Origin of the sequence: Anaerotruncus colihominis (assembly GCF_010206195.1) — a bacterium.
Classification (GTDB): Bacteria; Bacillota; Clostridia; order Oscillospirales; family Ruminococcaceae; genus Anaerotruncus; species Anaerotruncus colihominis_A.
On sequence record NZ_VIQT01000024.1, the window covers coordinates 1 to 14,164 of the forward strand.

The window sequence follows — 14,164 nt, forward strand, 5'->3', positions numbered from 1 at the left end:
GTGGGCCGTTACCCCGCCAACTGGCTAATCGGACGCGAGCCCATCTTTCAGCGGATTGCTCCTTTGGTTGCAAGGACATGTGTCCCCGCAACTTCATGCGGTATTAGCAGCCGTTTCCGGCTGTTATCCCCCTCTGAAAGGCAGGTTGCTCACGTGTTACTCACCCGTCCGCCACTAAGCTTACACTCGTCCATCCGAAAACTTCAGAATGTAAGCCCCGTTCGACTTGCATGTGTTAGGCGCGCCGCCAGCGTTCGTCCTGAGCCAGGATCAAACTCTTTGATAATGGTATTAAAAACTCTCTCGAGCTTTCAATCTTAAAATCAAAGACGATCCAGCTTCGTTTCCTTTGCTGGTTTCGCTTGTACGTCCATCTCTCGATGGATGCACTCAATTTCGTTTCCAGGGTCCTTAGCTTCCCCTTCCAAACCCTCTCGGGCCCTTCCGGTTTCGCTTCGGTTCTTTCCTTCTCGTTGTTCATTTTTCAAGGTGCTGCTTGTCCCTGGCTTGTGGGTGTCACCCTCAAGCGGGAGTTTCAGTCTATCATGAAATCCAGGCAAAGTCAAGCGTTTTTCATAAAAAAATTCAAAAAATTTTACCTGCTTAATTTTTCAACGTGTTTTCAACATTTAGACCCGCCTTCGCAAGCCGATTTTCAACTCTTTCAACACTTTTATGTTGAAAACAATTTTTTCCGCTTTTCGCCTGCGTCTCTATCATGCCCATACAAAAAAGAAAAAATTCACAAAATTGATTGCAATCCATATAAATTATGCTATACTATATAGGCATCAGCTTTTATTCCTTGGGAATTGCTGTGGTTATGCGCCCGTAGCTCAGCTGGATAGAGCGTTAGACTCCGACTCTAAAGGCCGTGCGTTCGAATCGCATCGGGCGTACCAACTTCGAAGTTGCATTTAGCCTTTGAAAAAAGGCTAAATGCAACTTCTTTTTTTAGCTTGACCATCTTTCAATATTTACATATAAATATTTTATGAGAACCGGCAAAACCTTGTGAAACAGCGCATTACGCCGCATTTCCTGACAACAGACCACCCCAATTACTACGAATTTACTACCAGGGGATGAGCTTTGATACGACGAAACACCGGGAAATGCGGACATACGGTTTTGCGCCACCCTTTGACCTACCCTCTAAAAATGACATATCGCCCGACTGGATAGGCCGTCTTTTCTGCATGAGAAAGGCGGCTTTTTCCATGTCCGTACATAGCCGTCTGTTTCGCCGCAGGCGGCTAAATCTATGAAAGGAGGGAACCCCAAAATGGCGAAACCGAAAGTGATAAGCGTAGCAAATCAAAAGGGCGGAGTTGGCAAAAGCACGACCGTCTACAACCTGGGGGCCGGTCTTGCGCTGGAAGGAAAGAAAGTTCTCCTGCTGGACGTAGACCCCCAGGGCGATCTGACCAAAATGCTGGGCCAGCGCAAGCCCCACGACCTGCCCCTGACCCTTGCCAATGCCATGAACGACGTTGTGGCCGGGACAATGCCCCGCGACCACCCGGAGATCATGCACCACCATGAGGGCTTTGACTTTGTGCCGGGGAACCGCAGCCTGTCCGCCGTGGAGGTGGGGCTGGTGAACGTGATGAGCCGGGAAACGGTGTTGCGGCAGTATGTGGACAGCGTAAAGCGGGATTATGACTATGTTTTGCTGGATTGCCGCCCCTCGCTGGGTATGCTGGTCATCAACGCCCTGTCCGCGTCGGATTATGTGCTTGTCCCCGTTCAGGCGGACTATCTGGCGGCGGAGGACATGACGGAGCTGGTGGGGACGGTGCGGAGCATCCAGCGTCAGATCAACCCCCGGCTGAAGATCGGCGGCGTGTTCCTGACGATGGCGAATGAAACCACGTTCCGCAAGGACATTGTGAACAGCGTCAAATCCAATTTCGGGCGACACCTGCCCGTGCTGGACACGGTGATCCCGGCCACGGTACGGCTGGCAGAGGTCAGCACAGCGGACAAGAGTATCTTCCAGCACGAACCCAGGGGACGGGCGGCGGACGCCTACCGCAGACTGACAAAGGAGGTGCTGGACATTGGCAGCAAAGAGCGCAGCCGGACTTCTGACCTCAGTAGATAGTATGTTCACCACCCAGGAGGAACGGGACAACGCCCAGCGCAGCTATGTGATCGACCTGCCCACCGCCGAGATCAGCGACTTTCCCGACCACCCGTTCAAGGTGCGGATGGACGAGGAAATGGAGCAGATGGTGGAGAGCGTCAGGGAGCGGGGCGTTCTCTCCCCCGTGCTGGTGCGGCCTATGCCGGACGGCAGTTATCAGATGGTGTCGGGCCACCGGCGCAAGCTGGCGTCGGAACTGGCGGGCCTGCCCACGGTGCCCTGCATCGTCCGGGAGCTGACCGATGATGAAGCCATCATTATCATGGTGGACAGTAACCTCCAGCGTGAGCGTGTCCTGCCCTCGGAAAAGGCGTTTGCTTATAAAATGAGATTGGACGCTATGAATCGTCAGGCTGGGCGACCATCAAAAAATAATCTGACACCAGTGGTGTCAGAAAAAAGTCCCCGCACCAATGAACAATTAGCGGCCCAAGTTGGTGAAAGCCGTGAGCAAATACGCCGCTATATCCGCCTGACGAACCTTGTGCCCGAACTGCTGAACATGGTGGACAATTCTGTGCTGAAAGAAAAGGGCACGTTACAAATGGCCCTGCGCCCCGCCGTGGAGCTGTCCTATCTGCCGGAGAACGAGCAGAACGCCTTGTTGGAGGTCATGGAGGGCGAGGACTGCACCCCCTCCCATGCCCAGGCCATCAAAATCAGGGACTTTTCCGAAAAGGGCAAGCTGAACTCCGGCGTGATCCAGTCCATTTTGCAGGAGGAAAAGCCCAATCAGGTGGAACAATTCAAGATACCCCGGAACCGTATCGACAAGTTTTTCCCTGCGGGGACGCCCGCACAGAAGATCGAGGACACCATCGTGAAGGCGTTGGAGATGTACCGCAAGCGGGAAAGGGCGAGGGAGCGATGAACGTCACACCTGGGGGGCAGTCTGCCCTTTTGCGGCCCTGGCACTTTCCACGCCCTCCCCCTCTCACACTCTCCCCCTCCAAACCCGCTGTACCTGCTGAAAAGAAAGGCTCTGCCCATCCTTTTTTCAGCCGGTAAAAACCTTTGAAGAGAAGCGCGCCAGCGCACGAACTATCAAACACCGGGCAGCGTTTGACCCCGTGGAGTGCCACGGGCTTTTTTTGCACCCAAAATCAAAAATATGGAGGTATTTTTTCTATGAAGCGGAAAACCATCACCCACGCGGCTCGGCTGCTGTGCGTCCTGGCCCTTGCCATGAGCCTGACCACCGCCGCCTTTGCCGCCGACCCGCCTGAACCCGCCCAGCCGTCACCCTGTTATCCCACCGCCGTCACCCGGAGCGAGGACGGCGGCGAGATCAGGAAGATGTACGACCTGGGGCCGGAGGACGACCCCGCTGGCATCCCCCGTTCCGACTTTGAACAGGAGGGCTACCACTACACCCTCACCGACCTGCTGAAACAGGAACTCCCCGCCAACGAGAGCCGCCAGCACACGGAAACCGTGTCCGTTCCCAGCCAGAGCAAGGACATGGGCGCGGTGCTGGCCCTCCTGCCGCAGACAAAGGAGTTCATCACCGAGGACGGTCTTGCCGGGACGCTGGCCCTGAAGCTGGACACGGTGAAGGTGGAGGTGGCCGGGTATGGCAGCTCCACCAAGAGCGTCACCGCCACCCGCACCTACCCCGGCCTTGCCGACCAGGACACGCAGTATATCCCCAAGTCCATCACCGACAACGGCCACTCCCTGACCCTCCAGACCGTCAACTGGCAGACCGAGGGGGACGGCCACTTTACCGCTGTGGCGACCTACTCCGGCTCCGCCACCAGCTCCTATGTGAAGGGCTACACCGTCACTGCCGACTATGCGGGCACCGTCAGCCGTATCAACCTGAATAAGATACGCTATGTGGCGATCTTCGAGGGCACCGCCCTGGAACCCGCCCCCACAGAGGAACCCGGCGACACTTCCGACCCCGGCCTGACCGACCCCACCGCTCCCGTTGACCCCGCCGACCCCACCGGCCAGGATGCCCCCACCGGCGAGAAGAACAGCGTCCTGCCCGTGGTGGCCGTTGTCGTAGTGGTGCTGCTGGGCGGCGGCGTGTTCTACTTCATCAAACGCAGGAGGTAAACTACCATGAAGAAACTGACCATGCTTTTTTCCGTTCTGTGTCTGACCCTGGCCCTGACCGTCCCCGCCAGCGCCCTTGAGTACAATATCGACGGCCCCGGCGACCCGGAGTACGGCAAGTCCACTTCCATCGAGCCGGTGGTCACGGCTGACCGGGGCGAGCTGCCCAACGTGGATGTGAGCAAGAACGCGGCCCTGATCCCGCCCACGTTCGGAAGCCCCACCGCCTACACCCTGAACACCGGCAACCCCCTGACCCCCAATTTGGCTCCCGGCTATATGCTGGGCGAGGGGGCCGTCATCAACGGCAATACCGGCGTGACCGTGGCCCCGCCCGACTTCAACACCATCCCCAGCGGCATCGTGTCCGGCAGCGGCAGCAACACCGGGGGGACGGCTACTCCCACCCCCTCCACCGGCTTCACGGAGGTCACGTCCGACCTCTATTACAGCGGCGGCTACCTCGCCACCTTGAAAATCCCCAGCCTGAACGTGAACGTCAAGGTCTACGAGGGCACGGGCAGTTCCGTCCTGGCGAAAGGGGCGGGCCACTTCGAGGACACCAGCATTTGGGACGGAAACTGCTGTATCGCCGGTCACAACCGGGGGGCCAACTGCTACTTTGGCGACATCCACAACCTGAACGTGGGCGACACCATCACCCTGACCACCCGGCTGGGCACCCGCACCTACGCCGTCACCAGCGTGAACAAGATCAGCGAAACGGACAACTCCCTGCTGGCCCCCACCGCTGAAAACTGCGTGACCCTGTTTACCTGCGTCCGCAATCAGAGCGCCTACCGCTGGGCTGTTCGGGCCGTGGAGGTCTGATACCCACTGAAAAGGTATTCGCACGTTGGACTGTTTGGCCCCCTTGTGGTACTGTTGGGACAGCAAATCCCCCAACATATCACACAGGAGGTCATTCATAATGAAAAACAGTCTGAACCGTTTGATTGCCGGAATCGCCTGCACCGTCCTTATCGCCGGTCTGAGTGTTCCGGCCTACGCCGCAGAAGTCCAGCCGGAAGCCTACACCATTCAGACCACCCAATGGAGCCGGGAGGACTTCTCCCAGGACGCCAACCCGGACGTGTTCACCGCCACCTATGACCGGGCGCTCTACAACGCCATCCGGCAGACGTTGGTGGACGGCACCAGCGACACCGCCCCCGCCTACACGATGGTGGGCGACAGCGAGTACAGCGCCGTCAAGAACCTGTTGGCCCGGATGGAGGGCGTTGTGCGGTATGAGCATCACGTCCCGGAGAACTTCACCAACTACTGGCAGCACCTGGACTATTTCGCTGTGTCCGCCGCCATGCCGGAGAATTACCAAGCGCCCTTTGACTTCATCCAGCCCATCATCGCAGAAGCGGCGGAGCTGGACACGGACAGCGAAAAGGTGGAGTACCTGAACGACTACCTGTGTACCCTGCTGGCCTACAAAAAGGGCAAGACGGCGGGCGTGACCCGCACCTTTGTCCAGCACAGCGGGGAGCTTCAAGCGGCCTGCGGCTCCTACGCCAGAGCGTTCAAGTTCCTGTGCGGGGCGGCTGGCATCCCCTGCTTCACCATCAGCACCAGCAACCACACCTGGAATATGGTCTATGTGGACGGCCAGTGGCTCCATGTAGACGTGTCCCTGAACGACCTGACGAGCAGCCATTCCATGCTGCTTCGGGAAACCTACCCCAACCATCCAGACCGAGCGCCGGAACAGACGGCTTTCCTGAAAGAGCTGTTCGTCCCCGGCTCCACCAAGTAAGACAACCGAACAAGCGCATCGGATAGGCAGACTGTGAGAGCAGCCTGCCTTTTCTTATGCCCGGAAAGAAAGGAGAAACCATGAAACACAAGCATTTCAACCGCCTGCTGTCCATGCTGCTGGTGGTGGCTACGCTGTTCGGCCTGATGGCCGTCCCCGCCAGCGCCGCCTCGCTGGGCGACAGCGGCACCGTTACCATCCAACAGGCCGGGTACGGCAACTATCTGTCCAAGAAGAACGGCGGCACCATCGGCGGCGGCTACTGGAAGTACACCAGTAACAACGGCGTGACCGGCACCGCCTACTGCGTCAACCACGGGCTGAAAGGGGTATCCCCCTCCAAGGCCCTGACGGTGCAGGAGTACAACCGGGAACCTAAGACGATGGGAGCCTTTGCGAATGGCTATCCGAACCGCACCTTGGAGCAGTTCAAGGAGCTTCACGCCAATGATGTGCGGGGCATCGCCAGTCTGACGGAGGACGAGTACAAATACGCCACCCAGATGGCGGTTTGGGCCACCTGCGGCCAGCTCTCCGTCCCCGGCACCTCCTTTACCGCTGGCCGGGATGTTCTGACGGAACCCACCTCGGACGCTCAGAAAATCCGCGTTTTTGACAGCATCAAGGCCATCCTGCGCCTTGCCAACGGCTGGACGCAGCACCTCCACACCGGCCTGTCCCTCCGGGCCGAGGAAAACCGGGACGTGCGCGGCGTGGAAGTGGTGAACGAGTTCGGCCTGGAAGGGGCCGCAGAGGACGGCACCGACGGCATCAAGCTGGAGCGCATCAACGGCAGGGAGTATTACACCCGCGTGGTGTATGTGTCCTCCGCCACCTCCACCTGGATCGACGACTATAAAACCAAGGTGTACTCCACCGACGCCCCCCAGGGCACCATCTTTGTGGCGGAGAACAATTCGCCCCTGGAAACGGTGCAGGAGAACGGGGCCACCTGCTACAAGGTGGACACCAGCAAGAACCGCACCACCACCCTCAACTCCAACGGCGGCGAGTATTACGGCGCGTTCAAGGTCTGCATCCCCGTGGACACCGCCGCCGCCGAGGGCAGCTTCACCATCAAGGCGGCGGGCGGCGTGGCGCAGTTCAACTTGTATCTGGCCTACAACCCCTCCGCGTCGGAGCAGTCCTATATCATTTCCGACCCCGGCTATACCAATCTGGACGCACAAATCCCCTTTAAGTGGAGCGGCACGGAGGAACCCGACACCGCCAGCTTGCAGGTTATCAAGGCCGGGGCGGGCGGCGCTCCCCTGGAGGGGGCCGAGTTTACCCTGACCGGCGACAGGGGCACCAGCGTCAGCGGTGCCACCGACCGCAACGGCCAGATCGTGTGGCGTGACCTGCCCGCCGACGAAAAATTCACCCTGACGGAAACCGCCGCCCCGGAGGGCTATCAGATCGTGGCCCCCATGAACGTCACCCTGACCCCTGGCCGCACGGAGTATGTGACCATCACAGACGACGTGGAACGGGGCTTCACCATCAAGAAGGTGGACGCGCAGAACAAGGGCAGCTTGCAGGGGGCCGTGTTCCGCTTTGAGCAGATCAACGGCTCCTATATGACCACCGGCATCACCGGCTTTGACGGCACCATTTCCTTTGAGGGCGACGAGCTGCCCTACGGTTCCTATCGTATCACGGAGCAGACGCCCCCGGACGGTTATGTGAAGTCTGACCGGGTGGAAACGGTGGAGTGGGACGGCACCAAGGACGTGCTTATCACCTGGGAGAACGTGCGGGACATCAGCCTGACCATCATCAAGGTGGACGAGCAGACGGGCGTATCCCTCCCCAACGCCAGCTTTGATGTGTTCGCGGACGGCAAGCTCATTACCTCCGTCACCACCAACGACGACGGCGAGGCCCGCGTGACCGGCATCCAAAAAGAGGCGTATATCGAAATTGTGGAAACCGCCGCCCCCGCTGGCTATGTCCTGGATAAGACGCCCCACGGCATCCACATCGACCCCTACGACCCCGCCACCGAGGACGACCCTGTGCTGACCGTCACCAACCGGGCGCGGCCCGCCCTGCGTATTTTGAAGTACGACCTGAAAAGCAATTCCCCCATGCCTGATGTGACCTTTGAGGTCTGGCATGACGGCGACCTCTTTGGGGAGTACACCACCAACGCCAGCGGCGAGATTTTCCTCTACGACCTGGAACCGGGCACCTACCTTGTGAAAGAGGTCGCCACAGATGACGCCCATGTGGTGAACAGCACCCCCCAGCAGATCGAATTGAAGGCCGGTGAAACGCAGACGCGGGAGCTGGTCTTTTTCAATTCCCTGAAACCGGGCATCCACTTGATTAAGGTGGACAGCATCACCATGAAATCCCTGCCCAACGTCCGCTTTGAGTTCAAGCTGGTGGGCGGGAGCTACCGGCAGGAGTTCACCACGGACATCAACGGGGAAATCGACCTCTCCAAGCTGACCCCCGGCGCATACGAAGTGCGGGAGCTGGAGGCCCCGGACGGCTACCTGATCGACGATGCTGTTCGTGTCGTTCAAGTCAACCCGGACGAAAACGCCAATTTTGTGTTCACCAACACGCCCAAGCCCTCCCTGCGGCTTATCAAGACCAGCTCGGACGGCACCCGGCTGGGCGGCGTCCATTTCAGGATCGCCCGCATTGAGGACGGCACCCACTACCTTGACCGTATCACCGACGATAACGGCGAGATCAACATCTCCAAGCTGGAACCGGGGGTGTACTCCGTCAAGGAGACAGCCACCGTTGCCGACCACATCCTGGACTTGCAGGAGTACCATGTGGAGCTGTTCCCCGGCCAGACCAGCACCATCACCATTGAGAACCAGCGCAGGCCCAACCTGATCGTCTACAAAAAGGACGCCGACACCGGCGACCCCATTCCCAACACCGTCTTTTTGGTAAAGGCGGCAGATGGCCACTCCGTTGACGAGATCAAGACGGACAGCGAGGGTAAGGCCACGCTGGACAACCTTCTGCCCGGAGTATACGAGGTAAGCGAGAAGTCCGTCCCGGCCCCCTGGCTCATGGACGCCCCCAGCCAGCTTGTGACCCTCTACCCCAACCGCGACCACACCATCTATTTTGAGAACCACAAGAAGCCCACCTTGACGGTGAACAAGGTGGACAGCATCACCGGCAGTCCTATCAAGGGGGCCAAGTTCGAGGTTTGGTACGGCTCCAACAACACGACCACCGGGGAGCTGAACAGCCTGGGCACCTTCTTCTCCGACGAGAACGGCCAATTTTTCGTTGACCTGCTGCGGGACGGCTGGTACAAGGTGACGGAGCTGGAACCCGCCGCTGGGTACACCATCAAGCAGCCCGCCACCCAGGAATTTTATATTAAGGGCGGCGAGAGCAAGGTTATCACGTTTGAGAATGTCCCGAAAAATGCTGTGATCGTTGAGAAATATGACAGCGTGACCGGCGCGGCCCTCCCCGGCTGCACGTTCCAACTGCGGTATTTGGGCGGCACCAGCGGCACGGGCGGCACCGTCATCGGCACCAAAGTTACCGGGAAGAACGGCACCGCCATGTGGACGGGCCTCAACCCCGGCGCGTATGTGCTGGAGGAAGTAGACGCTGCGGACGGGTACAACATTATCCAGTCCTCCGAAACCATCATGCTGGCTGACAGTGGGGAGCAGAGCGTTGTCACTGTCAGATTTTCCAACGCCCCGGACGGAATTTTGCTTATCCGCAAGGTCTGTTCGGTGAACCCCTCCGTCACCTTGCAGAACGCCGAGTTTAAGGTTTTGTATGCGGACGGCACCGTTGTGGGCGACAGCAACGGCGTTTTCAGAACCGATGAAAACGGCGAAATCCGCATCACCGGCCTGACCCCCGGCAAGAGCGTGGTAGTGACGGAAACCCGCGCCCCCGCTGGCTTTATTCTGGACACGCAGAGCCAGACCGTCCAGATCAAAGAGGGCCGCACCGTCAGCCTGACCTTTAAGAACCAGCCTCGCGGGGCCATCATTATCCAGAAGCGGGACAGCGCCACCGACCAGCCCCTCCCCGGCGCGGAGTTCCGCGTGACCACGGCGGCAGGCTGTGAGGTAGGGCTGGACGGCGTGATCGGCACGTCCACGCTGACCCAAAATGGAATCTTCACCACCGACGCCCAGGGAGAAATCAAGATCACCAACCTTGCCCCCGGCGCTTACGTCCTGACTGAAATCAAGGCCCCCACCGGGTATGTCATGGACACCGCCAGCACCAATGTTGTCATCGGGCAGGGCGGCGACACGCAGACCGTCATCGTGAAAAACTCCAAGGCCGGTACGCTGGTCATCGACAAACGGGATTCCCTCACCGGGAAGCCCTTGCAAGGCGTCACCTTCAAAGTGACCACCTCCACGGGCGAGTTCGTACCGGCTGAAAACGGACAGATCAGCAGCAACGGCCTGTATTTCACCGACAAGGACGGCAAAATCACCATCAACGGCGTGGTGGGGACGCTGGTGGTGACGGAAACGGCCACCATCCCCGGCTACACCATCGACGAGGCCACCCGGACGCAGACGGTGGTAGTGAACCCCAACGACACGCAGACCCTCCACTTCACCAACACCCCCAGCACCACTCTTGTGATCGAGAAGTATATTGAGGGCACCACCACACCGCTGAAAGGCGTCACGTTCCTTGTGACAGACTCCAGCGGGGCCGTTGTGGGCAACAGCAACGGCGAGTTCATCACCGACGAGAACGGGCGCATCGTTCTGAACGACCTGACCCCCGGCACCACCGTCACCGCACGGGAGGTCAAGGCGTTGGAGGGCTATGTGCTGGACGGCCAGCCTAAATCCATTTTGATTAAGGCAGGTGAAGTTCAGACCCTCCGTTTTTACAACGCCAAGCAGGGCACCATCGTGGTGAAGAAGCTGGACAAGCAGACCAACGAACCGCTGGCCGGGGTGGAGTTCCAGATCACCTATGCGGACGGCTCCTACCTGGACGACGACTACGGCCACCTGTCCAGCAAGGGCCTCTACAAGACTGACGCCAACGGCGAAATCCGTATTTCCGGCGTGGTGGGCACCCTGGTCATCACGGAAACCAAGCCCCTGCCCGGTTACGTCATGGACGAGGGCACCAAAACGCAGACTGTCAAGGTAAACCCCACCGACACGCAGACCATCACCGTCTACAATACGAAGGTGGGCGGTTTGACCATCATCAAAAAGGACGAGGAAACCGGGGAGCGCATCAGCGGCGTTCAGTTTGAGATCCGCAAGCTCAACGGGGAGATCGTTGGCACCTACACCACCGACCGCTCCGGCGTCATTTCCCTGCCTGAAGCGGAAAAGGGCTGGTATCAGGTGACGGAGCTGAAAGCGGCCAAGGGCTATCAGTTGGACAGCCAGCCCTATCAGATCGAGGTAAAGGACGGCGGCACCGCCACCCTGGAGATCACCAACCGGCAGACCGGCAGCGCCATTATCCACAAGATCGACAGCGTGACCGGCAAGGGCATTTTCGGCGTGAAGTTCCTGCTGTCCGACGCCAAGGGCAACCCCGTGGGCACCTATGAGAGCGACAACGAGGGGTATGTCTATGTGGACGGTGGGCTTGCGGACGGCAAGTACACCATCCGGGAGATCGAGTGCGCGGAAGGCTATATCCTGGACACCCAGCCCAAGACCATCTATGTGGAGTACGGCGGCTGCACCACCATCACCTGGAAGAACACCGCCATCACCGGGCAGCTCCAGATCACCAAGACCAGCGCCGACTACAACAGCATGAACGGCTGGCCCGCTGGCACCCCCATCCCCGGCACCGTGTTTGAGGTCTACCACTACCGCACGGGGAACCTTGTCGATACCATCCGTACCGATAAGAACGGCGTGGCCGTGTCCAAGCCCCTGCCCCTGGGCCGGTACAAGGTGGTGGAATCCAAGGCCGCTGACTTCTACGCCCTGGACAAGACCCCCATTGACGTGGAGATCGAACACGCTGGGCAGATCGTCAAAGCGGCCATGACCAACAAGAGCCTTTATACCAACGTAGCCATTGAGAAATCCGGCTATAAAGAGGTCATGCCCGGTCAGAACATCCGCTACACGTTCTCCAACATCGCCAACAACTCCACCACGGCGCTCACCTCTTTCTATTGGAGGGACACCCTGCCCGTGGAGGCGGTGCGGCTGGCGAAGATCACCACCGGCACTTACAATGCCGCTGGCAGCTACAAGATCGTTTACAAGACCAATCTCTCCGGGGCCGACTACCGTGTGCTGGCGGACAGCCTGAACACCCAGCAGAACTATGTGTTGGAGGCGTCCCCCGTGGCCCTGCGGCTGGCGTCCAACGAGTACGTCACGGAAGTGATGTTCGTGTTCGGCGTCGTGCCCGCCAACTTCCGGCAGGTGGAAGCCCCCAAAATTGACTGCACCGTTGTGTCCTGGGCCAAGGGCGGCAGTCAGTTCGTCAATCAGGCGGACGTGGGCGGCGTCTACAACGGCCAGTGGATCATGGCGACCACCCGCTGGGTAACGAAGGTCTACGCCCCCTCCAAGCCCCTGCCCCGAACGGGGTATTAAGCACCATCCCCGTGGCCCGCACAGCGGGCCACTTACATATCCATTCGCACATTTGAAACCGTTTCTTTTTTCTTGTACTATGGGGATAAGGAAAGGAGCTGTTTCAAATGTTCAAACGGGAAAAGAAAGTTTATCTTGAATTGACTAATAAGGAATACCGGCGTTTGAGGGAGTACCTGCTGGGCTGGCGAAACAAGCTGACCGCCCAGGGCCGGGACGCCGCCCCGGTGAATGAACTTCTGATGAAACTGATGGCCTGAAAATAAAGTGTTCCTCCATACATACACCGCTCTTTGTCCGCTGGACATGGGGCGGTGTAAATTTTTGGACAGGAGGAACCGGCTATGGAGCATACACCCTTTGAGTACGGTGGGCTGCACTTTATCCCGGAACAGCGGTTTGAACCGCAGGGCCAATACCACCGCCGAATACCGCTGTCCCGCATGGGACAGGAAGCGGAGGCAGACCTGTTTCCCGGTGAGTTCGCCTACTCCCACAGCGGCTTTTATGAAGCGGCCGCCGTAAAAGACTGCGACATTTTCCGCTGTGCGGAGAATGGGCGGCTGTACGTCCCCTGCGAGGACGGCTTGCGGCCCTATAACGAAAGGCCCGACCCGGAGAGGGGGCGGGAGCATGAACGCTGACGGCAAGAAGCCCATAGAGGGCAATTTCCACGCTGTCTCCTGCTCAGGTGGCAAGGACTCGACCGCCATGCTTCTGCTGATGATCGAACGGGATATGCCTATTGACGTGGTGCTAACCGCCGATACCGGCATGGAGTTCCCGGAGATGTATGAACACATGGAGAAGTTGGACGGCCTGCTCTACCGGGAGCGCGGCATCCACATCACTACCCTGCGGCACCCCAGGGGCTTTGAATGGCTCATGTTTGAGGAACCGAAGGTGAAGCAGTCCAGCATTGAGAACCGGCAAAGGCTGGGGGTGTCCCTCTATGGGAACGGCTGGCCCGGTGCCCGTGTGCGCTGGTGTACGGGTCAGTTAAAAACACATCTTATCCACAAAGAAGTGAACCGGCTGAAAAAAGAGCGGAACGCCCTGCACTATGTCGGGATCGCCGCCGACGAGCCGAAGCGCATCAAGGACGACCAATATCCCCTGGTGGATTGGGGTATCACCGAAGCCGAAGCCTTGCAGATCAGCTATGACCGGGGCTTTGATTGGGGCGGGCTGTATCGGATATACAATCGCTGTTCCTGCTGGTGCTGCCCCCTCCAACGAATCGGGGAGCTAAAAAAGCTGCGAAGCCATCACCCTGAATTATGGGCGCGACTCCAGGAGATGGACAGGCGGGCTATAGCACAGTTTGGGCACAACCCCCTGGGGCAATTCACAAAAAATTGGACAGTGGAACAGTTAGAACGGAGGTTTGCCAACGAGGACAGGCAAATCGACCTTTCTGTCAGAGAGGAACGATAACTATGGATGAAAAAAAGAACATGGACAAAGAGTTGTCCGAGATGCTGCGGGGCGTTCCGCCGCAAAACATCTTGATCTCCTTTGACGGCAAGCCTGCCAAATCCCTGGCGGATTATGCAAAGGAGCGGCAGGAACAGGCCCGCCAGAAGAAGCGCAGGCCGCGTGATGACCGGGAGAGGTGAC

Annotated in this window: 10 protein-coding genes, 1 tRNA gene and 1 rRNA gene; 11 read left to right on the forward strand and 1 reads right to left on the reverse strand. The window is 58.8% G+C overall.

From position 1 onward, the window contains the following. Positions 1-286: ribosomal RNA gene (locus FMM72_RS16075) — 16S ribosomal RNA — on the reverse strand; the annotation flags it as partial. Between the two features lie 539 nt (positions 287-825). On the opposite strand from FMM72_RS16075, the gene FMM72_RS16080 reads away from it, so the two are divergent. The 11 genes from FMM72_RS16080 to FMM72_RS16125 all read left to right on the forward strand — a co-directional run bounded on the left by FMM72_RS16080 (position 826) and on the right by FMM72_RS16125 (position 14,163). Next, positions 826-902 (forward strand) — tRNA-Arg (locus tag FMM72_RS16080). 383 nt (positions 903-1,285) lie between these two features. Next, entirely contained in the window at positions 1,286-2,107 is an 822-nt protein-coding gene (locus FMM72_RS16085) for a ParA family protein (RefSeq protein WP_162221987.1), read from the forward strand. 1 nt (position 2,108) lies between these two features. After that, positions 2,109-3,020 (forward strand): ParB/RepB/Spo0J family partition protein, encoded by a 912-nt coding sequence (locus tag FMM72_RS16090; protein WP_162222075.1) that lies wholly within the window; start codon positions 2,109-2,111, stop codon positions 3,018-3,020. 257 nt (positions 3,021-3,277) lie between these two features. Beyond that, complete coding sequence (locus FMM72_RS16095) at positions 3,278-4,213, forward strand: LPXTG cell wall anchor domain-containing protein (protein WP_162221988.1); 936 nt, start codon at positions 3,278-3,280, stop codon at positions 4,211-4,213. Between the two features lie 6 nt (positions 4,214-4,219). Beyond that, positions 4,220-5,044: a sortase gene (locus FMM72_RS16100; protein ID WP_162221989.1), complete on the forward strand. Its 825-nt coding sequence runs from the start codon at positions 4,220-4,222 to the stop codon at positions 5,042-5,044. Between the two features lie 100 nt (positions 5,045-5,144). Further along, positions 5,145-5,981: a transglutaminase domain-containing protein gene (locus tag FMM72_RS16105; protein WP_162221990.1), complete on the forward strand. Its 837-nt coding sequence runs from the start codon at positions 5,145-5,147 to the stop codon at positions 5,979-5,981. Between the two features lie 80 nt (positions 5,982-6,061). Continuing rightward, entirely contained in the window at positions 6,062-12,544 is a 6,483-nt protein-coding gene (locus tag FMM72_RS16110; RefSeq protein WP_162221991.1) for a SpaA isopeptide-forming pilin-related protein, read from the forward strand. Between the two features lie 107 nt (positions 12,545-12,651). Next, positions 12,652-12,804 carry a hypothetical protein gene (locus tag FMM72_RS17010; protein ID WP_180322949.1) on the forward strand — a complete coding sequence of 51 codons (153 nt, stop codon included), beginning with the start codon at positions 12,652-12,654 and terminating at the stop codon, positions 12,802-12,804. Positions 12,805-12,888: 84 nt separating this feature from the next. Further along, positions 12,889-13,188 (forward strand): hypothetical protein, encoded by a 300-nt coding sequence (locus tag FMM72_RS16115; protein WP_162221992.1) that lies wholly within the window; start codon positions 12,889-12,891, stop codon positions 13,186-13,188. After that, positions 13,178-13,981 carry a phosphoadenosine phosphosulfate reductase family protein gene (locus FMM72_RS16120; protein WP_162221993.1) on the forward strand — a complete coding sequence of 268 codons (804 nt, stop codon included), beginning with the start codon at positions 13,178-13,180 and terminating at the stop codon, positions 13,979-13,981. Before FMM72_RS16115 ends, FMM72_RS16120 begins: the two co-directional genes overlap by 11 nt. A gap of 2 nt (positions 13,982-13,983) precedes the next feature. Next, positions 13,984-14,163 carry a hypothetical protein gene (locus tag FMM72_RS16125; RefSeq protein ID WP_162221994.1) on the forward strand — a complete coding sequence of 60 codons (180 nt, stop codon included), beginning with the start codon at positions 13,984-13,986 and terminating at the stop codon, positions 14,161-14,163. Position 14,164: the final 1 nt, after the last annotated feature.

Bases quoted from the DNA above. Each gene is read 5' to 3' on its own strand.
- FMM72_RS16115 (WP_162221992.1), top strand. From the start codon at position 12,889: ATGGAGCATACACCCTTTGAGTACGGTGGGCTGCACTTTATCCCGGAA.
- FMM72_RS16120 (WP_162221993.1), top strand. From the start codon at position 13,178: ATGAACGCTGACGGCAAGAAGCCCATAGAGGGCAATTTCCACGCTGTC.
- FMM72_RS16110 (WP_162221991.1), top strand. From the start codon at position 6,062: ATGAAACACAAGCATTTCAACCGCCTGCTGTCCATGCTGCTGGTGGTG.
- FMM72_RS16125 (WP_162221994.1), top strand. From the start codon at position 13,984: ATGGATGAAAAAAAGAACATGGACAAAGAGTTGTCCGAGATGCTGCGG.
- FMM72_RS16095 (WP_162221988.1), top strand. From the start codon at position 3,278: ATGAAGCGGAAAACCATCACCCACGCGGCTCGGCTGCTGTGCGTCCTG.
- FMM72_RS17010 (WP_180322949.1), top strand. From the start codon at position 12,652: ATGTTCAAACGGGAAAAGAAAGTTTATCTTGAATTGACTAATAAGGAA.
- FMM72_RS16105 (WP_162221990.1), top strand. From the start codon at position 5,145: ATGAAAAACAGTCTGAACCGTTTGATTGCCGGAATCGCCTGCACCGTC.
- FMM72_RS16100 (WP_162221989.1), top strand. From the start codon at position 4,220: ATGAAGAAACTGACCATGCTTTTTTCCGTTCTGTGTCTGACCCTGGCC.
- FMM72_RS16085 (WP_162221987.1), top strand. From the start codon at position 1,286: ATGGCGAAACCGAAAGTGATAAGCGTAGCAAATCAAAAGGGCGGAGTT.
- FMM72_RS16090 (WP_162222075.1), top strand. From the start codon at position 2,109: ATGTTCACCACCCAGGAGGAACGGGACAACGCCCAGCGCAGCTATGTG.